Below are 21,046 nucleotides of genomic sequence, written 5' to 3'. Positions count from 1 at the left end.
CATAGGCAGGCCAGCGCCGCGGCTCCGCCAGTCCAACGGGCCTTGAGGCTTGCGGCTGAAGTCTTTGGCGATGGTGCGACTGTCTTTATCGTGAGTGTCGACGCGTATGGCACGTAGAACTCGGAACCGGGAGGAGGGTTGGCCACGATCCTGGCGGGTCCGAAGACGCAAGCTGTGTCTGCCGGCAGTGATGAGCAGGTCAGCCCCAGCGGCAGATTGAATCCATTCTCAGGCGTTGCGGTTATGATGAATCCCGCCCGGCCGCCGGTATATATGGTTGCGTTGGCCGGAGTGATGTTCAGTGTGAAATCGCCCGTGTAGGGCTGAACTACCTGGTTGAGTATCGACGACGTTGCGCCGGCGATGTCGGCGTTGCCGGAGTAGACGGCCGTGATGGGATGGGTGCCCACCGCGAGTGTGGTGGTGGTGTAGGTAGCGGTGCCGGTGCTGTCTATCTTGACTGAACGGCCAATTTGCGTTTTGCCGTCGAAGAAGGTGAAGGTACCTGTGAGCGGGGCGGGATTTGTTGTAGAGATGCTGGCAGTAAAGGTTACCGAATCGTCAAAGACGGATGGGTTCTCGCTGCTGATGAGGGTTACCGAGACTACATCGGGGATCACGACGAGCGTTTGCGAAGGCGAAGCACTGGGGAAGAATGCTGTATCTCCGCTGTAGTTGGCGATCACGTGATAGCTGCCCGGCGCGGGCGCGATGATGGGAACGGAAACCGTGCCGTTGACGAGAGTGCCGGTGCCGAGCGGCTTTCCTCCAGCGGTGAAGGAGATGGAGCCTGTGGGCGCATTGCCGGGGCTGGTGGAGGAATTGACCGTTGCCGAAAGCGTCGCAGATGCGAAGGAGTCTACCGGGTTCGGCACCATTGTGGTGATCAGAGTTGTGGTTGGATTGAACTCGATGGTCTCGGGCCAAGCTGCGGATGTGCTGGAGTTGAAGGATGAATCGCCGCTGTAAGTAGCTGTGAGCTGGTGCGGGGTTGCGGATACGGCGGCGAATGTTACGGGAAGCGTGGCTCTGCCGTTGGCTGCGAGATTCGCTGTGCCGAGCGCTGTGCCGCCGTCGGAGAAAGTTACTGTGCCGGTAGGTGTACCGGTTGCTGTTGTTGTGACCTTTGCGGCTAGCGTGACGGATTGCAAGGCGTAGGCGGGATTCGGCGAGGCAGTGAGCGCGGTTGCTGTGGGCTGGCCGTTGACCACCTGAGTGATGGATTGCACGCTCCCGTTCCAGGTGGTATTGGGCGGGTACGCTGCCGAGATAATGTGCTGACCGGCGGTGAGGCTGGAGGTGGTGTAGGTCGCGGAGGCGTTGACCAGATTCACCGTTGCCAGCGTCTTTGAGCCGTCTGAAAAAGTGACCGCTCCGGTAGGGGTTCCGTATTGCGTCTCCACGGTGGCGTAAAGCGTTACTGCTTGGCCTAAGTTTGAAGGATTCGGCGACGAGGTTATATACATGGCAGTCGGCAGATAGTCGACTACCTGGGTCAGGCTCGCGTTGGCGCTCCCATATGTCGAAGTGCCCAGATACGACGCCGTGATGTTGTGATTGCCGGGCGTCAGAGTCGAGATTGCATAGTTTGCATTGCCCTGGGCGTCGGGTGTCAAGGTGCTTAGCGTGGTGTTGGTGGTGGTGTCTGACAGCGTGATTGGTCCGGGATGCGTGCCGTCCGATGCGGAGCTGTTGATCGTAAATGTGACGCTTTGATTGAGCAGAGAGGGATTCGGTGCGGAATTTAGAGTGAGCGTCGTCGAGGTACTGCACAGGTCGGCCGTACCGGGGTATTCATACGCCCCCATGTCGATGGTGCAGCTGTTGGCATTGCTACTTTGCACGCGAGGGTTTCCGGCAAAGTCCCTGGTCCAGCTCTGCCCTGTCATGGCTTGAAAGGTCTGGAGCACGCTGTTCTGCCCGGCATTGATCGCCGGCGATGTGCTTTTGAGCTGGTAATTGTTGCCGGATGAACTCACAAACTGTGGATCGGAGGTGATGTTGTTATATTCGTTCGAGACATCTATGCAATACGACCCGAAGAATGGGCCCCCGGCGTTGTAGAGAATGTCGTTCTGGAACGTGGGCTGGTTCGCTTCGCTGGGTGTACTGAACGAATCGCAGTTGACAGCGGGATATGATGAGGCTCCACTGATGACGTTGTTGATAATCATCGTTGCTGGACCGTTGGAGAGTAAGCTAGCCAGCAAGGGAAAGATCTGAGACACGGATGTGCAAGTCTCGGAATTTGCCTGGGTCGACCCAGTATTGTTAACGATGGTGTTGTTGGCGATGAGTGCAGCGATTCCAGTGCGAGGGTCCGTCGGCGTTTCACCCGCGATTGCGCCTCCGCCACATCCGGCGGAGTTCCCGTAGATGAGATTCTGAACGATTACAACGCCTTGTCCTTCTACCAGATTGATGGCTCCGCCGTTGCCAAGCGAGGTAGCATTGTTGCGGATGGTATTGTTCATGATGATTGGACTTCCCGTCCATACAGCTATACCCGCACCCCCGTTGCCTCCTGAATCCTCATTGCCCGATTGCGTATTATCTTCAATCGTGTTGCCGATAATTACGGCGGGAACTGGATTGCCATTGCTATCTACTACGGAGTTACCCAAAAAAATGCCTGCGCCGCCTGCGATGGAACAGTCGCCATTATTGTCGAGCGTGTTGTTAATGTTGCTATTTTGAATGAGAGGCGAGCCGCCGTCTGCCCAAACGCCATAGCAATGGTTATGGGTGATGATGTCGTTGACAAGGCTGGCCTGTGCGCCGCCGCGATAAAGAATCCCGGGTATAGGGCCGTCGATGCCCTCCAGGCCGCCGTTCTGAATGGTGAATCCGCTGAGAACCGTCGTACGGGGTTCTCCGGTGATAAAGGAAACCGCTGATGCGCCGTTGCCCTTGCTGCCGTCGATGATGGTCTGCGCCGCACCGCTTGCGCTGATTACGGTGATGGACTTGCCTTTGAAGTCGATGCTCTCGTAATAGGTGCCGGGAACGACAAGGACGGTGTCGCCGTTGTTGGCGGCGTTGATGCCGGCCTGGATGGTGGGCTGGTCTGCGGGGACGTGGATGGTGGTTTGCGCTGAGACCAGCGACGCGAGCGAGAAGACAAGCAGGCACGCAAGATGCGAAAGGCTCACGTGAGCCCGGAACGCACCGAACCAGATGCTTAAAAACCAGTTATGCGAAAACCGCTTGCGGTAAGAACGGGCTTGCAAAACTTCCCCCTGGCTTCACTGCGTGGAAAATGACATTTGAATATCCGTAGGACGAATACCATAATCCGGCTGGGGTAGGCGATGAAGATTCTGGTGCTTTTTTTGACTAATTAAGCACCACAGCGTTGTAGACCATGTGCAGAAGAACGGCGGGAGCCAGGCGGCCTGTTTTGCGGAAGAGCAGGCAGTTGGCTGCGCCGAGCAGAAAGACGGGCGGCCAGGAGAGCAGCGGGTGGTAAACGGCGAAGAAGGCGGCTGCGCCGAGGACGGCTTTCCAGCCGCCCCACTCGCGGTCCAGCGCGCGAAAGAGCAGGCCGCGGAAGAGATACTCCTCTGCAAAGGGCGCAAAGCCTACGGCCATGATCATGTACCAGAAGTGCAGGTTTGGAACGGAGACCATCTGCTGCTGCGCCTGGCGAATGAGATCGGCTGTGGAAGAAATATGCGCGAGCAGCATGGTGTAGCCTTTGGCAGCCAGGCCAAGGGCGAGGCCGCCGCATGCGCCCATGAGGAGCGGGACGATTATGCCGATGTCACCGATGCCATAACGCTTGAGCAGCGGCTCATTCTCTTCGATGGCGCCGGCTGGTACCCAGTTCCATATCTCCTGCGGGCGCACGTTGCGATTGTTCAGGAAGTGTGCGACGCAGAGGGAGACGACGACTGCCGAGATGGCATAGGCAAGCGCCCGCCCCGCGGCCAGGCTATCTCGGTCGCCGATGGCCAGCACGAGAATGGAGAGCACGGCAGCCAGCTCCACGAGAACGCTGATGGAGATCATGGCGTGCATGAGCGTGGGAGCGGGCGGAAGTTGCTCTGACCAGGGATCGTAGAGATACGGCAGCCGCGCGCGGAAGTTCTGCCACATGGCGGCCGCGGTGACAAACGAGTACACGATGCCGATGACGGCCAGATGCCACTGCTGCGTGATGATGCCGATGGCGAAGGTGAGCATGCCGAGCTGCGCGGCCCACATTCTTCCTTTGGGAAGTCGCTGGGTTTCGCCGGATTCGGAGGTGACGGTGACCAGCGTAACGGATTTCTCTGCCATGCTGCGCGCAAAGAAGTACCAGCCAATGCCGACGAGGGCGATCTTCCAGATGTCGGTGTGAAACTGCATCGCGGCGTAGAGGAGTATGAAGGCGACGAGGCCGGTGGAGATCATGGACCAAAGCCATGCCTTGGCTTTGAGCAGGCTTTCCAAGCCGCGCGGCCATGTGAGCGCAATCCAGAGCGCCTGACCCTCGGATTGCAGCGATTTGGGCCCCAGAATCCAGAGAAAATACGTGCCGAAGAAGATGGCTACGCCGCAGAGGTAGTTCCAGCTTCCGTCGGCTTTGGCCACCAGGCCGCGCAGGTTGACGAGCTGAAACCCGGCGACGGTGAGGGGTACGAGCAATGACTGCACGATGGCGCTGCGGTCGCGCGTGAACCAGAGGAATTCCTTGCGGTAGAGGGGGTCGCGGATGACTCCCGTGGTGCTGCCGAAACGGGCCGCGCGGTTTGCTGCAGCAGCCGTTTTGGGCCGCTCCATGGTGAAGTTGCCGGCCAGCCCGCGTTGCGTGCCCCACACGCTGATCCATACCGCGAGGGCAGTTGCCGCTATTGCGAGCACATCGCACGTAATTATGCCGGTGATCAAGGAAAACTTGCCGCCTGGCAGCATGCCGAGAAACAGGCCCAGCCACGGCCAAGGAATGAAGGTGAAGATTTCCAACAGGCCGGCTGCGGCATGCACGAAGCGCGGAACGATGTAGATGCCGATGATCGGCAGCATCATGGCGGTGTAACCGAGCCAGCCCATCAGGCCGATGACCGCTCCACGGGTGCGAGGCGAAAATCGGAGCAATACGCCAACTTCCAGCGCCTTGCCCATGCAGGCGCAGGCGATGCTGGCGGGAACGCCTACGGCAAAGGCTGCGATCACGCCGCCGGCAATGCCGTAAACAGCTCCATACGCGATTGCCACGAAGAGCGGAGCGGCCCAGTAGATGGGATTGGCTGCAATCGGCGCCAGCATCTCCGCAAAAAAGACCGCTCCAGGCTGCACTGGATGGCTGAAGAGCCACTCCCACATGGGATGGCGGCGCCGCTGGACGTCCACCTCCATCCCCTCGCCCTGAAAGATGAGCATCATGAGCCAGAAGAGCAGCGACAGTGAGCCTAGCATCTGCGGCAGGCGGCCGGTGAAGGCGAGGGCGCGAATGCCGGGCGCGGCAGCTTGCTGTTCCACCAGACCTGTGATTCCTTTTTCTGCCACCACCGTACGCAAATGCGCTTCAATCTCTGCGCGCGAGCCGCCTTCCTTTTCAGAAATCTCTTTGGCTTCGTCGGAAACCATCCGAGAGTTGAGGTCCGAGGGATTCAGTGGTCTCCGAAATGTGCCTGCATCGTTATAGCCGCCACCGCCTACGCCCGCCGCCATTGTGTAGTTATAGAAACCGCGGCTGACGACGATCTTCCCCTGCCGCTCGATTTCGGCGCGCTGCCCGCTTCCGACAGCTGAAATCATCATGAATGCGCTAAGAACGTTCACGACAACGTAGAGCAGGGTTGAAAAAAAGTAGCCAAGCGCGCTCAAGTTGCTTGTCGATTTACCGGTGCGCTGATTTAGAAGCTGCTGTGCTCGCTGCCGACGGCCCACTGCACGACGCCGCGCATTGCGCAGAAGCAAACCCACTGTGCTCCACCAGCTCGGCTTCGTTTTGCCGGATGTGCTCATGCCTGCGGCGGCCTCGCAGTGAGTTCGAGGAAGATTTCTTCGAGATCGTTCTTGCCGCTGAGTGCGCGCAGCTCGTCGAGGGTACCCTTTGCGGCCAGTTGGCCCTCGCGAATAACGACGGCGTGTGTACAGAGCCGCGCAACATGGTCCATGAGATGCGTGGAAAAGAGCACCGTCACACCCAGCGCGGCGGTGTCATGAATGAGGCCGTAGAAGAGGTGAGTTGATTCCACGTCGAGGCCGTTTGTCGGTTCGTCGAGCACGAGTAGCCTGGGCTGGTGCAACATGGCGAGCAGCAGCCCCAGCTTCTTTTTCATGCCGCGTGAGTAGTCCTCGGCGTAGTTGTCAATGTCATCGGCGAGCCGAAGGCGCTCGATCAACGGTTCCATGCGGGAGAAGGCATCTTCGGCGTCGAGGCCGTGCATTGCCGCGCTCAGTTTGAGGTGCTCGCGGCCTGTGAGGTAAGAATAAAAGACCGGCTCGTCGGGCAGAAAGCCGATGCGCCGCTTCACCTCGACGCGCTCTTCAAAGGCGTCGAGACCGTCGATGGCGATGCGTCCTTCTGTAGCCTTGAGAATTCCCATCATCAGCCGGAAGAGCGTGGTTTTGCCCGCGCCGTTCGGCCCCAGCAGCCCACAGATCTGCCCTGCGGGAACTCCGAAGCTGATGTTCTTCAGCGCATCTTTGTAGTCAAAGGTTTTGGTGACGTTTTCGACGAGCACCAGTTCCTGCGCCGGCGTTGTAAGAGGCTCAGGCATGAGCTGCCCTGCGGCATGTTCGTCCATTTAAGAACGCTACCTCACTTTGGATAGGGGGACGAGCTTCACTTGCGGTATTGCGGTCAGCATACATTACCATGCGGCGAGGAATTTTACCGGACCGCGGCGAGCGGATGGATGATTGCCTGGGTGCGCGGCCGCGGGCCATAAGCAGCTTGCGATTGAGAACTGCAACGGGGCCGTTGCCACGCATTTTCAAGAAGCAGGAATTACGCGGAAAAACCTGAACAAGCTGGAGAAGAGCAACGCTTCCGCGCAGTAGCGCATGGCTGGTGTGCGTGGGGTGAGAGTTACTTCTTTGAACCTCAGCCCATTACTGAGCTAACATGCGCCGGTCGCGTCCTTTAACATGGATGATGGAATGAGCCTGAAAGCCAAGCTGGAAGCCGTTATTTACGCTGCCGAGGAGCCGATTACGCTCGCGCAGCTCGCCGCCCTTTTTGCCGCGGAAGCGTTGGAGTACAAAGCTGCCAAGGCGGCTAACGAAGAGCCCGTAGCTGAGACGCTGCCGTTGATTGCGCCGGAGGAGCCCGTTGCGGAAACTGCCGCGGAAGCTACCACCGAAGAGGCTGAGCCTAATGCTGAGCCGGCTGGAGAAGCTGCCGCGGAGCATGCTGTGGATGCGGAATCCGAAGCCAGGCGTGAGGCCAGGGCCCGCGACAAGGAGGTCAGAAGTATTTTGAAGGGCATTCTGGCCGAGCTGATTGCGAACTACGAGGCGGATGAGCGCGGCGTGGAGATTCGAGAGATTGCGGGCGGCTACCGCATGGGCACCAAGCCCTCCTGCCATGACGCCGTGCGCCTTTTCGTCAAGAGCCTGAAGCCGCCGATGAAGCTCTCGCTGCCCGCGCTTGAGACGCTGGCCGTGATTGCTTACAAGCAGCCCGTTACCGCGCCGGAGGTCTCGGAGATTCGCGGCGTCGAGTCGGGCGGCGTGCTTGGATCGCTGATGGCGCGTAAGCTGATTGCTACGGCCGGGCGCAAGCAGGTGATCGGCCGGCCGATCCTTTATAAGACGACCAGGGAGTTCCTGCTGCGCTTTGGGCTCAAGGACCTCTCCGAGCTGCCTTCGATGGAGGAGTTCGAGAAGATCGCGGCGAGCGAAATCGACGAAATGGAGCCTGCCGGGGAGGCAGCCTCCGAAAGCGCATCCAATTCAGATGGGCATGGTTTAGAAGAACACGACTTAGAAGAACCGGGCCTGGAAGAAACAAGCCGGCAGGCAGAAACAGAGGCCGCAAGCGATGGCAGTAAAGAAAGCAGCAGCGAAGAAGGCGGCGCCGAAAAAAGCGGAGCCGAAGAAAGCAGCAGCGCCGGTGAAGGCAGCAGCGAAGAAGACGGCGGCGGTAAAGACGCCGGTGAAGAAGGCCACCATCCAGAAAACAGCGGCGAAGAAAACGCCGGTCAGGAAGGCTCCGGTGAAGGAATCAGCAAGCCCGAAGCCGAAGAAGGCCACTAAGGCCGTCGCTGGGCCGGAGTTGCCGTTGGAGCAGCTCACTGCTCCGGACGAGGAAACTGCTGATCTTGAAATCGCGGAGCCTGAAGAGCTGGACGAAGAGCTTCTGGAAGAGGAAGAGCCCGCGCCACACGAGGCTGCCAGCGAGCGGGAGCTGTACGTTGGCGTAGAGCCACCGGAGTACACGGCATCTGAACAAGAAGAGCCGCGCCATGAGGAACGGCTGCAGAAGATTCTGGCGCATGCGGGCATTGCCAGCCGCCGCCATGCCGAGGAGCTGATTGCCGAGGGCCACGTGCAGGTGAACGGGCAGGTCATCACCACTGCCGGTTTCAAGGCGGATCTCACGCGCGATCACATCCGCGTGGATGGCAAACTGCTGCAGGGATCCGAGCGCCTGCGCTACTTTATTCTCAACAAGCCGCGCGGCTTTGTAACTACGGTCAGCGATCCTGAAGGCCGCCCGACGGTGATGAAGTTTTTTGAGCGCCAGGGTGAGCGGCTTTATCCGGTGGGCAGGCTGGACTACCAGAGCGAAGGGCTATTGCTGGTGACCAATGACGGCCCGCTGGCCAATGAGCTCACCCGCGCCGCATCGGGCGTGGAAAAAACGTATCTGGTGAAGGTATCCGGCGCGCCGAGCGAGGAAGAGCTTGAGCGGCTGCGCACAGGTGTGACGATTGCCAAGGGCCAGCCCGGCGAGGGGCGAGTCCGTACGTCGCCTGCTCGCATCCGCATGGTGCGGGCCGGGGAGAATCCCTGGTACGAAATAGTTCTGATCGAAGGCCGCAATCGCGAGCTGCGAAAGATGTTTGAAGAGATCGGCCATCGCGTGGAGAAGATTCGCCGCGTGGCGTATGGCCCGCTGGTGCTGGACATTGAGGCGGGCACCATGCGTGAGCTGGTGGCGGAAGAGGTGGATATGCTGCGCCTGGCCGCGAAGGGCAAGTTCAAACGCCGCAAAATCGACTTCAGCGTTTTGCTGCCTAAAGAGGCCGGCCGCACTGTAGACCATGAAGCGGCAAAGGAACGCGTCAAGCGGCCTTACGGGAAGAACTTCCGTTATCAGGGTAGAGATCAGGGAGCGGGCGGCGCGGATCGGGCACGTGGCTTTGCGCCGCGGCGTGACGACCGAGGCGGCGAGGAGTCCGGCAGGCCCCCAGGCAGGGCCGGATTCGGCGCTGGCAGGCCGGCGTTCGGTACTGGCCGGCCCGATTCGCGTCCAGATACTCGTTCAGGCGCACGTCCCGATTCAGGGCGCGATGAGCGTCCCAGCAGACCCGCAGGCAGGGCCGGATTCGGTACGAGCAGGCCATCGTTTGGTCCTGGGCGATCTGATTCGCGCCCAGACTCGGGACGCGGCGAGCGCACTGGCAGACCGCCAGGCAGGCCAGCATTTGGCACAAGGCGTCCAGACACACGTTCGGGCGCACGCTCCGATTCACGTTCAGACACACGTCCGCCTACCCGGTCCTTTGATCGTCCGGCACGGTCTGGATCCGGCACAGGTTTCGGCGCCAAGCGGTTCGACAGTGGACCCAGCAAGCCGTTCCCCAAGCGTCCTTTTGAGCCGAAGCAGGACTCTGACGGCACGCAAGCACCCCGTGAGCGTTTCAGCAGGGGACCGGAGCGTCCTCAAGACCGGCGGCCGGGCGGCTACCAGGGCCGGAGTGCAGACAGAGGGCCGGGGCGCAGCGAGGGACGCAGTTCTGAGGGTAGAGGTACAGGGGAACGTGGTTTCCGGGAACGTCCTTCAGGCCCTCGTGCCGGCCAGTCTTTCCGGCCCAGCAGCCGATTCCCGGATCAGGGCAGCGGTTTTGGCAAGGCTCGCGAAGGCGGCGGCAGAAAATTCGATGACAGGCCGGCAGGCAGATCGAGCAGTGACTCCGGAGGCGGCGCGGGCTTTAAATCCAGCCCCAGGTCCGGCCCCAGACCCGGCGGCACATCGTCCGGAAGACCATCCGGCAAGCCCGCTTTCAAGTCATCCGGATTTAAATCAAGCGGCCCGAAAGCTGGCGGCGCGCGTGGCGGCTTTAAGTCTGGCTCCAAGCCGGGCTTCAAGTCTGGGCCTAAATCTGGGTTCAAATCTGGGCCCAAATCTGGCCCGAGGGGCGGCAGCCCGCGCCCAGGCTCGAACCGTGGCCGAGGAAGGGACATCTAACCAGATATGGACACACAAAAAGCTACGTTTGGGGCTGGCTGTTTCTGGGGCGTTGAGGCTGCATTTGCCGCGATGCCCGGCGTGACGGCTACTGCCGTGGGGTATGAAGGCGGAAGCCAGGAAAACCCCAGTTACAAGGATGTCTGCACACAGGATGGACAGCCGAATCGTGGGCAGCCTACCCATGTCGAAGTCGTAGAAGTCGACTTCGATCCGGAAAAGATCGGCTACGGGCAGCTTCTGGACGCGTTTTTCCAGCTTCACGACCCGACCACGATGAATCGCCAGGGGCCGGACTGGGGAACGCAGTACCGCTCCGCGGTCTTTTTCCACTCGCCGGAGCAGGAGGCCGAGGCGAAGGCGAAGATTGAAGCGCTTAACGCCGAAGGCCGCTTCGAGCCGAAAAAGATCGTGACGCAGGTAGTTCCGGCGGAGACCTTCTGGCGCGCCGAGGATTACCATCAGCGGTATCTGGAAAAGCGCGGGCTGGCGAGCTGCCATATTTAATTCAGGGATCAGGTTTCAGGGATCGGAGGCCAGCTTGGTTCTATCTGGAGTGAGCTTTCTTGTCCGTCGGCAAGCTTCTGTCAGTTCTGGCTTCCCAGCACAGAGTCGATCTGACCCCTGACCCCTGATCTCTGCCCCCTGTAAACTGTATTCATGCCACATGTTTACGCCCATGCCGTGGAGCTGGCGACCACGGTGCTGACCGTGGCGGGGATGGGCTATTATCTGGTGGCGCTGGTGGCGGCCTATGTTTACCTTGCCCGCCGCAGCCGGCAGCTTCGTGAGTTGGCTCACGCCGACACTCCCTTTACTCCCCCGCTTTCCATCCTGAAATCGCTCAAGGGCCTCGATCCGGGCATGATGGAGGCCTTTCGCTCGCACTGCCGCCAGAGCTATGCCGGGCAGTACGAGATTCTTTTTGGAGTTTCTTCGCAGGACGATCCCGCGGTCGCAGCCGTTTTACGCCTTCAGAATGAATTCCCTGGCACTCCGATTCGGCTGATTGAGACGCCGGAACGGCTGGGCACAAATGGCAAGGTCAGCACGCTGGTTCAGCTCATTCCTCACGCCGCGCATCCTTATCTGCTCATCAATGACTCCGACATTACGGTTTCACCGCGTTATCTGGAGCGCGTAATGGCATCTTTTGCCGAGCCGGGCAAGCAGCCTGTGGGGCTGGTGACGGCACTGTATCGGGGCCGCGCTCATGGTACTTTGCCTTCGCAGCTTGAATCGCTTGGCATTTCCACGGATTTTCTGCCGAGTGTGCTGCTGACGGTTCTGATGGAACGCGGTATGCGATTCGGTCTCGGATCGACGCTTGCCGTGACCCGTGAGGCGGTTGAGGCTGCTGGTGGGCTTGCGGCGCTTGCCGACCACCTGGCCGATGACTACGAGCTTGGCGTGCGGGTACACAAGGCCGGTTTTCGCGTTGTGCTTGCGCCGGATGTGGTTGAGACCAGCGTTCCGGCTTATAACTGGCGCGGCTTTCTGGACCACCAGCTCCGCTGGTACCGCACCGTTCGCGATGCGCGTCCGCTGGGCTATTCGGGGATGCACTTCACGTATGGGCTGGCCTGGGCAATGCTGAATCTGATGGCAAGCGGCTTCAGCCTGCTCAGCATCTGGCTCTTTGCGCTTGCGTTCTTTCTGCGGCTCGCGTTGGCGATGACCGTGGGAGCGCGGATTCTCTCAGACCGCCAGGCGCTGCCGAGTCTGTGGCTGCTGCCTTTCCGGGACGCGGTGGCCTTTGGGCTTTGGATCGCGGGCTTTGCCGGAAATACAATCGTCTGGCGCGGCCAGCGGTTTACGGTGAAAAAGGGCAAGCTGATTGCGCAGGGCTGAGACGGACTTCCACGCCGGCAATTTATATCTATGCGCACTCGTATGCGGCATCGCCGAAATTACTGAATTGGCGGATGATTTCCAGCCCAGTCACCCCTGACTCTCAATCCAAGCGAATATTTTGCGACAATGAGAGGGCCTCCCGAATCTGAATTGCCAGCACCCGGAATCGTAACTCCGAAAAATCAGTCCGGAACCGCCATCTTTCACAGTCTGTATTACCAGCAAGTGCCGGCCCCGGCCAGTCTTAATAGGACAGAGCATAACGAGAGGCCAGGCGCAACCAGCGAGGGTAACGTTTTGAAATCTATATCTGCTATTTTTCAGCCAGTCTCTGCAGCGCTTCTCGGAATGGCCGTGCTTGCGGGATGCAAGCAGGCTGCTCCCCCGGCACCGGCCGCCCAGGCCCTGCCGGTGCAGACGGTGGCCGTCTCGCTCTCGCCTGTTGCCCAGGCCAGCGAGTACGTAGCCACCATAAAATCCCGTCGCTCGGCCACATTGCAGCCGCAGGTGAACGGCCGCCTGACGGGTATTCGGGCGAAATCCGGGGACCGCGTTACATCCGGCGAGATCCTGATGACCATCGATCCGCTGTATCAGCAGGCCGCGGTGAACGCGCAGCAAGCTACCGTGCAGCAGAAGAAGGCAGTCCTCGATTACAACACCAGCGAGTTCGGCCGCCAGAAGAAACTTTTCGAGGCCGGTATCACCAGCCGCGATGTCTTTGAGCAGGCGCAGCAGGCTTATGCGAACGCGAAGGCCGATTACGAATCCTCCACGGCAACGGGGCAGTCGCAGGTGGAGCAGTTGGCGTACTATACGATCCGCGCTCCGTACGATGGCATTGTTGGCGACATTCCCGTGCATGTGGGGGACTATGTCTCTCCTACCACGCTGCTGACCACAGTGGATGAGAACAAGGACCTTGAGGCCTACATTTATGTGCCGACCGAGCGCGGCGCGCAGTTGAAGCAGGGCCTGGAAGTGGACCTGACGGACACGAACGGCAACGTGCTGGAAAAGACGAATATCGATTTCCTCTCGCCACAGGTGGACTCGACCGTGCAGGGCGTGCTCGTGAAGGCTCCTGTGCGCTCCGGATCTGAGCTTCTGCGGAATGCGCAGTTGGTAAAGGCGCGGATTATCTGGAGTACGAAGCCGACGGCCACCGTGCCGGTGCTCGCCGTTTCGCGCCTGGGCGGCCAGAGCTTTGTCTATGTAGCCAGGCAGCAGAACGGTCACCTCGTTGCCACTCAGATGCCTGTAACGCTGGGCGATACCGTGGGTAACAACTACGCCGTCACCGCCGGCCTCAATGAGGGCGACAAGGTGATTACCTCAGGCACGCAGTTTCTGGTGAATGGAATGCCTGTGTCGCAGTTGCCGGGAAGCTAGCAAGACCGCAGCCCAGCCCACAAGTATGTTTCCATTCGTCCAGGCTTGTACACGCAGCCGGCGATAGCCCTCAACAGAAGGAAGGCTCGCTTTGTTCGTAGATTTCTTTATTCGCAGGCCGGTATTTGCCACTGTGTGCGCACTGCTGATCATTCTGGCCGGCGCAGTGTGCATTCCCACGCTACCCATCGCCATGTATCCGAATCTTGCGCCGCCGCAGGTGACCGTCACCAGCAGTTACGTGGGCGCAAACGCCGACACGGTGGAAAAAGCTGTCACCATTCCGCTTGAGGAGTCGATCAACGGCGTGGAGGGCATGCGCTATATCAGCTCCTCCAGCACTAACTCCGGTGTCAGCACCATTACTGTCACCTTCGACACCGGCTACAGCCTGGACATTGGCGCGGTGGACGTGCAGAACCGCGTTGCCAGCGTGCAGGGACGTTTGCCCTCCGCTGTGAATCAGGCCGGAGTCACCATCACCAAGACGAACGCGAACTTCGTCTTCGGCGCAGGCTTCTATACGCTCGATGGCCGCTACTCGCCTGAGTTCATCTCCAACTATCTTGACGTGTACGTGAAGGATGCACTCAAGCGTGTGCCGGGCGTGGGCGATGTGCAGATCTTCGGCGAGCGCAAGTACGCCATGCGCGTGTGGCTTGATCCGGTGAAGCTGGCCAGCCGCAGCCTTACCGCTACGGATGTGATCAGTGCGCTCTCCGAGCAGAACATAGAGATTCCCGCCGGCCAGCTCGGCCAGCAGCCTGCCAACGACTCGCAGGCCTACCAGGTGCCTGTGCGCGTCATTGGCCGACTGAGCAGTCCACAAGAGTTCGACAACATTATCGTGAAGAACTCGCCCAACGGCCTGGTGCTGCTGCGCGATGTGGGCCACAGCGAGGTGGGCGCGGAAGATTACAGCACATCGCTCAAGTTTTCCGGCCGCGATGCCATTGGCATCGGCGTGCAGCAGTTGGCAAACGCCAATGCGCTCGAAGTTGATAAGCAGGCGCGTATCGTTCTCGAGGACCTGAAGAAGACATTTCCTCCGGGCCTGGAGTACACCATCGCCTTTGACAGCACCACCTCAGTCGGCGACTCCATCAAGGAAGTGATGAGCACGCTCGGCGAAGCGATCGTGATCGTCATCGTCGTCATCTTCCTCTTCCTGTTGGACTGGCGCGCGACGATCATTCCCGCTGTTACGATTCCGGTCTCGCTGATTGGCACTTTCGCCTTCATCAAGATGTTCGGCTTCTCCATCAACACGCTCACGCTCTTCGGCATTACGCTGGCCACGGGCCTCGTGGTGGACGACGCCATCGTCGTCATCGAAAACGTGCAGCGCCACATTCATCTGGAACACTCGGACCCGCACCTGGCCGCATCGCACGCCATGAATGAGGTCACCAGCGCCGTCATTGCTACTTCACTGGTGCTGATCGCAGTCTTCGTGCCGGTCTCGTTCTTTCCCGGCACCACCGGCATTCTCTACCGGCAATTCTCACTTACCATTGCATTCTCGATTGCCATCTCCGCCTTCAACGCACTGACCCTTTCGCCCGCGCTCTCCGCGCTCTTCCTGCGCGGCGAAGAAGAGCGTCCGCGCCAGCTTGACTTCCTGCACATCAAGCCGCTCTCAAGGGCATTCGCAGCCTTTGTTCACGGTACGGACGGCGCGATCAACTGGCTTGGCCGCACCTATGCAAAGTTGGTTCACGTTGCACTGCGGCTGCGCTATCTGCTGCTTCTGCTGTTTATCGGCGGTCTTGGCGTAACGGTCTGGCTTTACCAGCGCGTGCCTACCGGCTTCATTCCGCAGGAAGATCAGGGTTACGTGATGGTGATCGTGCAGGCGCCTCCGGGATCCTCGCTGACCTACACCGCCGATCTTGCCAACCGCGCCCAGGCCATCATTTCGCCGGACCCGGATGTTGCCGGCGTCTTCTCCGTCATGGGCTTCGGCTTTAACGGCGCAACGTCCAACGCCGGCATCATGTTCGTAGCCACCACTCCCGCCGACCAGCGCCGAGGCAAAGGCCACTCCGCCGCGGACATGGTGCAGAGGCTCTCGCCCAGGCTTGCGCCGCTGATGTTCTTGCCCGGCGGCGGCATTGTGCAGATGATTCAGCCTCCGGCTGTGTCGGGAGTCGGTTCCGTGGGCGGCTTCCAGTTCATGCTCCAGGATGAAGGCCGCAACACGCTTGCAGACCTGGACCGCGTGGCCCACCAGATCATGGGCACGGCCCGCACGCGCAAGGATCTCTCCAACGTCTTCACGCAGTTCTCCGCCAACGACCCGCAGGTGCTCGTCACCATTGACCGCGAGAAGGCCAAGTCGCTCAACATTCCCCTCTCGCAGGTCACGGATACACTCAGCGTCTTCATGGGATCGGAGTATGTCAACGACTTCGACTACAACAACCGTACCTATCGCGTCTATGCGCAGGCCGATCAACCCTTCCGCATGAAGCAGAGCGACCTGCACAACTTCTACGTCCGGTCGAACAATTCGACGATGGTGCCGCTCGACAATATCGCCACCATCGTCAACAGTGCCGGACCTCCGGTTATCACCCACTACAACCTCTTCCGGTCAGTCGAGATAGACGGCTCGGGTGCACCCGGTTACAGCTCAGGCCAGGCGATTGCCGGCATGGAGGAGCTGGCCAAAAGCGCCATGATGCCCGGTATGACATACCAGTGGACCGGCCTCACGCTGGACGAAATCGAATCCGGCGGCAAAGCGGTGATCATCTTTGCTCTCGGCATCCTCGTCGTCTATCTCACGCTGTCGGCGCAGTATGAGAGCTTTGCTCTGCCCTTCATCATCCTGCTTGCCGTGCCCATGGCAGTACTCGGCGCTCTGGGCCTTGTCTTGATGCGCGGTCTTGCGGATGATGTCTACTGCCAGATTGGACTCGTCATGCTCATCGGCCTCTCAGCCAAGAACGCGATTCTTATAGTTGAGTTCGCCGAGCAGCTTCGCCGCCAGGGTCGCTCCATTGCAGAAGCCGCGATTGAAGCCGCCGAGCTGCGCTTGCGGCCTATCCTCATGACCTCCTTCGCATTCATCCTCGGTGTCTTGCCGCTGGTCTTTGCCACCGGCGCGGGCTCGCTGGGCCGCCGCTCGGTAGGCACAACGATTGTGGGCGGCATGGTGCTTTCCACCGTGCTTAACCTCTTCTTCATTCCGGTGCTCTACGTGATTCTGAGCGGGCTTTTGAGACGCAATGCTGTCAGGCCCGGCAACGAGATAAAAGGAGAGACTGAAGAGCTGGCACACGCGTAAGAGATAGTGCAGGCAATTGGAATGGGCTTAGTCTGATGTGGCATTGGAAGGCTAATTGTTCTGATCCAATAAGACGAGGTAGACTAAAGGGCACCGCGCTTTTTCATTGCGTTGATGCGAAAATAAGATTCTTTGTTTCAGGAGCTTGGAGTAATACGTGAAACAGGACTTCTGGAGGCCAAAATTAATTGGCGAACGCTTTAGCGGCCATGCGGTTCCGCTTGAGCTGTTGAAGGATTTCGCTGCACTCCAGGAGATGCTCGTCGAAGTTGCGAAGTGGAAATTTCTTCAAGAACATCCGGGCCGCGAGCGTGTCCAGCGCAATTTTGCAAAAGACATTGAACTCCAGCTCGTCGGAGTTGAGGACGGCAGTGCGATCCTAGCGATTGTGCTTTCATACTCCTTGCTGGTGCCACCTCAAAATGCTCAATATTTTGAGCAGGCCAAAACAGACATTGTGGAGGCCATCGCACAATCTGCGGAAGGGCTGTCTCCACACTTGCCTCCCAGCTTTCTTGGCTACTTTGACCGTTTTGGCCGCAGCTTGCGCAGTGGGGAATCGATTGAATTCTCTCGCCAGCAAGGCCCCGTGATCTTCAATACGGATGTAAGAAAGCAGCTGATTCGGGCTGCGAAAGTGGAAACATGGACGGAAGAGGCCGCTCTGCGGGCCAAGGTCTATGAAGTGAACCAAGCCCAGGATAGCTTTGAATTTGAATTAAGCGACGGTGCCAGAGCCAAAGCGCCGATGGACGACAAATATCGAGATACCGTTCTGGATGCGCTGAAGGGATATCACAGCGAGGTATTTGTCCTGATTCAGGGCATAGCGCAAAGAGATCGCGCCGACCGCATCAAGGGATTTGAATCGATTGAGCACATTACTCCGCTTGATCCTTTGGATACGACTTTAAGGCTTGAACAGATTGCCAAGCTCAAGGATGGATGGCTGGACGGCAAAGGTCGTGCCCCGGCGAGGGGCAAGCTGGTATGGCTGGCGGAAGCCTTTGAAACGTACTTTAGTGCTGAATTGCCTTTGCCCTATCTATACCCCACGGTAGAGGGGGGTGTTCAGGCTGAGTGGCGTTTGCATGACTGGTCCATAACTCTTGAGATGAACCTGGATACGCAAGAAGGAGAATATCAGGCCCTGAATCTTAAGGATCACGCCAGTAAGGATTTACAATTCCGCTTTGCCGAGGATAGCGGCTGGAAGCAACTCAATCAGGTACTTGCGGAAATTGATGGCCAAACGATGGGGGCAAATCAAGAGTGAGGCCTGATACTTTGCTGTACCGACAGATACACCCCGGCTTTGTCCAAAATGGCCGGCCTACATCACAGGCTTTTCGTCCTACCCCTAAGGATGAAAACAAACTATCCGCTTATGATGGAGACAAGATTCAGCCGCAAGCCGCGTGGGAGCACTATACCGGAACGCTGGGATTAGTTTCTTCCGGTGTGATGGCTGTTACCAATGCGGAGTGCGCCATGCACTCTCTTAGCGTCGTAGCGGATGGAGTTTCCTATCCGGAACATTGCACGATTAACTTCTCGAACCTTGCAAAGAGAGCTATTGAAAAGGCCGCAAAGATTCTTGCTGAGAGTGCGATGCAGCGGGGCTGGCTGTACCAGGATCTCCGATAAAACCATCCGCAGTACGAAAGTCTTGAAAGCAGCAAGTAAATGAAAGCTGGGATTGATTTAGGTGCATGTGATGAAGGCTTAACTAATAAGCTATCATTCGTGACCATCAGCTAGTAAGGTTCACGATGTGCCACAACGAATGGTTCGATTTTGTGATAAACATGCGGTGGTATTATGCCCTTGTTCACCAGATCGAGCTTTGAATGATACGGGCGGAAGCGCACGATGCGCTCCGCCCATATTTGCGTCATGCCGGGTAGCTTTTCCAGATCAATTAGGCTGGCGCGATTCACGTCCAGCCGTTCGCTATCTGGAATTTTTGCCTGCGCTGGTGCTTGTGATGCCTGCGGAGATGCTGGCGCAGCGCACGTGACGCATGCCAGCAACGTTGCCGCGCACAGGCCTCTACGCCACATGATTTTTCAGCGTGCCGATCCCATCGATCGAGATGGCGATGTGGTCGCCCCTCTCCAGCGTAAAGTCGTCCGGCGGAACAATGCCCGTTCCGGTCAGCAGAAAGCATCCGAACGGAAAGGTCTGATCGCGGAAGAGATATTCGACGAGTTCCTCCGGCCTGCGCTTCATCTCCTTGAGCGATGTTTCGCCGGAGAAGACCGTCTGCTCGCTGCGCTCAATCGCAATCTGAATGCGCGTTTCGGCGGACAATGGCTCCGTCGTCAGCAGTATTCCAGGCCCCAGCGCACAGCTTCCGTCCCAGATCTTTGCCTGCGGAAGATACAGCAGATTCTGGCCTTCAATATCGCGCGAGCTCATGTCATTGCCGATGGTATAGCCGACAATCTGGCCCGACGAATTCACGCACAGCGCGAGTTCCGGCTCAGGCACGCTCCATGTAGCGTCTTTACGGATGTGAACCGGGGAGCCCGAGCCAACCACCTTGTACGGCATTGCCTTGAAGAACAACTCCGGACGCTCCGCCGTATACACGCGGTCGTAAAAGCTGCCTCCGCCCGCGTCCTTTGACTCTTCCATGCGCGCCGTCCTGCTGCGGAAATACGTCACACCCGCCGCCCATACCTCCTGCGAGCCGATGGGCGCGCGCAGAGATGCCGTATCAAACGGCATGACGCGGCCACCGGCCGAGATAACCGATTCGAGATAAGCATGCAGATCCTCGTGAGCGAGGAACTCATCCAGGGATTCGTCCGGAAGCGAAAAATAGCGGCCTCCGTGTTCCACAACCAGTTCGTTCCGGTGCGGACGATAAAGAATCATGCGCGTGCCTCCTGCGGCGATGGCCGCATACCCGCGAGAATAATTCCCGAGACTACCAATGAGAATGACATCAGCATAAATCCTGCCTGCGGGCCGCCCGTCCATGCCTGCAGCAGGCCCACAAGATACGTTCCCGCAAACCCGCCCAGCGCTCCGCAGCTATTGATCAGCGCCATGACTCCGCCGGCTACGTTGCGCGGCAGCATCTCCGGGATAATGGAGAAGAACGGCCCATAAGGCGCATACATTCCCGCGCCCGCAATCACGAGAAACACATACGTCCAGGCGAAGGAGTGCGGCGCTAGCAGGCACGATGCGCCGAGCGCCGCTCCGGCAAGCATCAGCAGCGGCCAGATATAGGGCTTGCGCCGCTTGGTGCGATCCGAAGAGTGCGCTACTACGACCATTCCGATGGCTGCGAAGAGATACGGAGCAGCCACCAGCAGCCCTGTGATGTGAATTGGCAGCCCGGATGCCTTGCTGATGACCACCGGAAGCCACAGCACAAAGCCATACACGCCCAGGCTCCAGAAAAAATACTGAACGCATAGACGCGAAACATTCGGGAAGCCAAATGCTATTCGCAGATTCGGAATGCCCGGCAGCGACTGCTGCTCGCGCTCCAGCTCCTGACGGAGTGCCTCGCGGCTCGGTTCGTTCATCCATGCTGCGTGTTGTGGGGTATCGCTCACTGTGACGAGCCAGAGGAATGCCCACACAACGGAGATCGATCCTTCAAGTACAAACGTCGTCCGCCATCCCTGCGCGCGAATCAGAAATCCTGTCACGGCGGACATCCACAGCACCGTGACCGGGTTGCCAAGCATCAGCAGGGCTGTGGCGCGGGAGCGCTCTGCGCGCGTGAACCAGCGCGTGAGCAGCACAAGCATTGCGGGAAAGACGAAGCTCTCCGCCGCGCCGAGCAGAAGCCGATCCGCGGCCAGAAGCCAGAAGTTGCGAATGACTCCTGTGAGTGCGGAGAAAGTTCCCCACGCTAGCAGCGCTACAAAAATCAGCCTGCGCGCGCTGTGTTTTGCGGCATAAGCGGTTCCGGGAATCTGCAGGAATGTGTAACCGAGAAAAAACATGGCGCCCAGCAGCGCCGACCGCTGCTGGCTGATGTGCAGCTCCTCAGCCATGCCCGCCGCGGCCCCGAAACCGTAATTCGAGCGGTCAAGATAGGCCAGGCTATAGGTGATAAACGCCGCGGGCAGGATGCGCGCCCAGCGCTTCGGCAAATCCGCTCCGTCCATCCAGCCTCCTGGCGCCCGTACCGG

At 59.1% G+C, this 21,046-nt stretch carries 14 protein-coding genes; 8 read left to right on the top strand and 6 right to left on the bottom strand.

All coding sequences use genetic code 11. The annotated features are described in order from the left end of the window. The 3 genes from ABSG47_RS09370 to ABSG47_RS09360 form a co-directional block, all read right to left on the bottom strand. Window positions 1-3,230 (bottom strand): Ig-like domain repeat protein (locus ABSG47_RS09370; RefSeq protein ID WP_424169156.1); only part of this gene is annotated, 3,230 nt, incomplete at its 3' end. 106 nt (window positions 3,231-3,336) lie between these two features. Continuing rightward, complete coding sequence (locus tag ABSG47_RS09365) at window positions 3,337-5,952, bottom strand: CPBP family intramembrane glutamic endopeptidase (RefSeq protein ID WP_424169154.1); 2,616 nt, start codon at window positions 5,950-5,952, stop codon at window positions 3,337-3,339. Then, complete coding sequence (locus tag ABSG47_RS09360) at window positions 5,949-6,710, bottom strand: ABC transporter ATP-binding protein (RefSeq protein WP_424169152.1); 762 nt, start codon at window positions 6,708-6,710, stop codon at window positions 5,949-5,951. The genes ABSG47_RS09365 and ABSG47_RS09360 overlap by 4 nt, the downstream gene beginning before the upstream one ends. Window positions 6,711-7,092: 382 nt before the next feature. On the opposite strand from ABSG47_RS09360, the gene scpB reads away from it, so the two are divergent. The 8 genes from scpB to ABSG47_RS09320 all read left to right on the top strand — a co-directional run bounded on the left by scpB (window position 7,093) and on the right by ABSG47_RS09320 (window position 18,533). After that, entirely contained in the window at window positions 7,093-8,190 is a 1,098-nt protein-coding gene (gene scpB / locus ABSG47_RS09355) for an SMC-Scp complex subunit ScpB (protein ID WP_424169150.1), read from the top strand. After that, the gene (locus ABSG47_RS09350) at window positions 8,090-10,348 is read left to right on the top strand and encodes a pseudouridine synthase (protein ID WP_424169160.1); all 2,259 of its coding nucleotides are present in this window, start codon (window positions 8,090-8,092) and stop codon (window positions 10,346-10,348) included. The genes scpB and ABSG47_RS09350 overlap by 101 nt, the downstream gene beginning before the upstream one ends. Window positions 10,349-10,354: 6 nt before the next feature. Next, window positions 10,355-10,855 carry a peptide-methionine (S)-S-oxide reductase MsrA gene (gene msrA, locus ABSG47_RS09345; protein ID WP_424169148.1) on the top strand — a complete coding sequence of 167 codons (501 nt, stop codon included), beginning with the start codon at window positions 10,355-10,357 and terminating at the stop codon, window positions 10,853-10,855. Window positions 10,856-11,008: 153 nt separating this feature from the next. Next, a complete protein-coding gene (gene hpnI, locus ABSG47_RS09340; protein WP_424169146.1) occupies window positions 11,009-12,199 on the top strand; it encodes a bacteriohopanetetrol glucosamine biosynthesis glycosyltransferase HpnI in 1,191 nt (396 codons plus the stop codon). Window positions 12,200-12,550: 351 nt separating this feature from the next. After that, window positions 12,551-13,594: an efflux RND transporter periplasmic adaptor subunit gene (locus ABSG47_RS09335; protein WP_424169144.1), complete on the top strand. Its 1,044-nt coding sequence runs from the start codon at window positions 12,551-12,553 to the stop codon at window positions 13,592-13,594. Window positions 13,595-13,685: 91 nt separating this feature from the next. Next, the gene (locus tag ABSG47_RS09330; protein WP_424169142.1) at window positions 13,686-16,886 is read left to right on the top strand and encodes an efflux RND transporter permease subunit; all 3,201 of its coding nucleotides are present in this window, start codon (window positions 13,686-13,688) and stop codon (window positions 16,884-16,886) included. A gap of 157 nt (window positions 16,887-17,043) precedes the next feature. Beyond that, window positions 17,044-18,162 carry a hypothetical protein gene (locus tag ABSG47_RS09325; RefSeq protein ID WP_424169140.1) on the top strand — a complete coding sequence of 373 codons (1,119 nt, stop codon included), beginning with the start codon at window positions 17,044-17,046 and terminating at the stop codon, window positions 18,160-18,162. An 11-nt stretch (window positions 18,163-18,173) separates the two neighbouring features. Beyond that, window positions 18,174-18,533 (top strand): hypothetical protein, encoded by a 360-nt coding sequence (locus ABSG47_RS09320; protein ID WP_424169138.1) that lies wholly within the window; start codon window positions 18,174-18,176, stop codon window positions 18,531-18,533. Window positions 18,534-18,643: 110 nt separating this feature from the next. Here the strand turns inward: ABSG47_RS09320 and ABSG47_RS09315 are convergent, their stop codons facing one another. Genes ABSG47_RS09315 through ABSG47_RS09305 form a run of 3 tightly spaced genes read right to left on the bottom strand, consistent with a single transcriptional unit; the run spans window position 18,644 to window position 21,022 of the window. Beyond that, window positions 18,644-18,949 (bottom strand): ComEA family DNA-binding protein, encoded by a 306-nt coding sequence (locus tag ABSG47_RS09315; RefSeq protein ID WP_424169136.1) that lies wholly within the window; start codon window positions 18,947-18,949, stop codon window positions 18,644-18,646. Next, the gene (locus tag ABSG47_RS09310) at window positions 18,939-19,769 is read right to left on the bottom strand and encodes a fumarylacetoacetate hydrolase family protein (RefSeq protein WP_424169134.1); all 831 of its coding nucleotides are present in this window, start codon (window positions 19,767-19,769) and stop codon (window positions 18,939-18,941) included. Before ABSG47_RS09310 ends, ABSG47_RS09315 begins: the two co-directional genes overlap by 11 nt. After that, on the bottom strand, window positions 19,766-21,022 hold the full coding sequence (locus tag ABSG47_RS09305) for an MFS transporter (RefSeq protein WP_424169132.1): 1,257 nt from the start codon (window positions 21,020-21,022) through the stop codon (window positions 19,766-19,768). Before ABSG47_RS09305 ends, ABSG47_RS09310 begins: the two co-directional genes overlap by 4 nt. Between the last annotated feature and the right edge of the window lie 24 nt (window positions 21,023-21,046).

Source organism: Occallatibacter sp. (assembly GCF_049510455.1).
In the GTDB taxonomy this organism is placed as follows: domain Bacteria; phylum Acidobacteriota; class Terriglobia; order Terriglobales; family Acidobacteriaceae; genus Telmatobacter.
Note: the sequence above shows the minus strand (reverse complement) of the source record. Positions and strands in the feature narration are given on the sequence as shown.

Coding starts and splice junctions, on each gene's coding strand:
- ABSG47_RS09365 (WP_424169154.1), bottom strand. CDS start 5,952: ATGAGCACATCCGGCAAAACGAAGCCGAGCTGGTGGAGCACAGTGGGT.
- ABSG47_RS09360 (WP_424169152.1), bottom strand. CDS start 6,710: ATGCCTGAGCCTCTTACAACGCCGGCGCAGGAACTGGTGCTCGTCGAA.
- scpB (WP_424169150.1), top strand. CDS start 7,093: ATGAGCCTGAAAGCCAAGCTGGAAGCCGTTATTTACGCTGCCGAGGAG.
- msrA (WP_424169148.1), top strand. CDS start 10,355: ATGGACACACAAAAAGCTACGTTTGGGGCTGGCTGTTTCTGGGGCGTT.
- hpnI (WP_424169146.1), top strand. CDS start 11,009: ATGCCACATGTTTACGCCCATGCCGTGGAGCTGGCGACCACGGTGCTG.
- ABSG47_RS09335 (WP_424169144.1), top strand. CDS start 12,551: ATGGCCGTGCTTGCGGGATGCAAGCAGGCTGCTCCCCCGGCACCGGCC.
- ABSG47_RS09315 (WP_424169136.1), bottom strand. CDS start 18,949: ATGTGGCGTAGAGGCCTGTGCGCGGCAACGTTGCTGGCATGCGTCACG.
- ABSG47_RS09310 (WP_424169134.1), bottom strand. CDS start 19,769: ATGATTCTTTATCGTCCGCACCGGAACGAACTGGTTGTGGAACACGGA.
- ABSG47_RS09305 (WP_424169132.1), bottom strand. CDS start 21,022: ATGGACGGAGCGGATTTGCCGAAGCGCTGGGCGCGCATCCTGCCCGCG.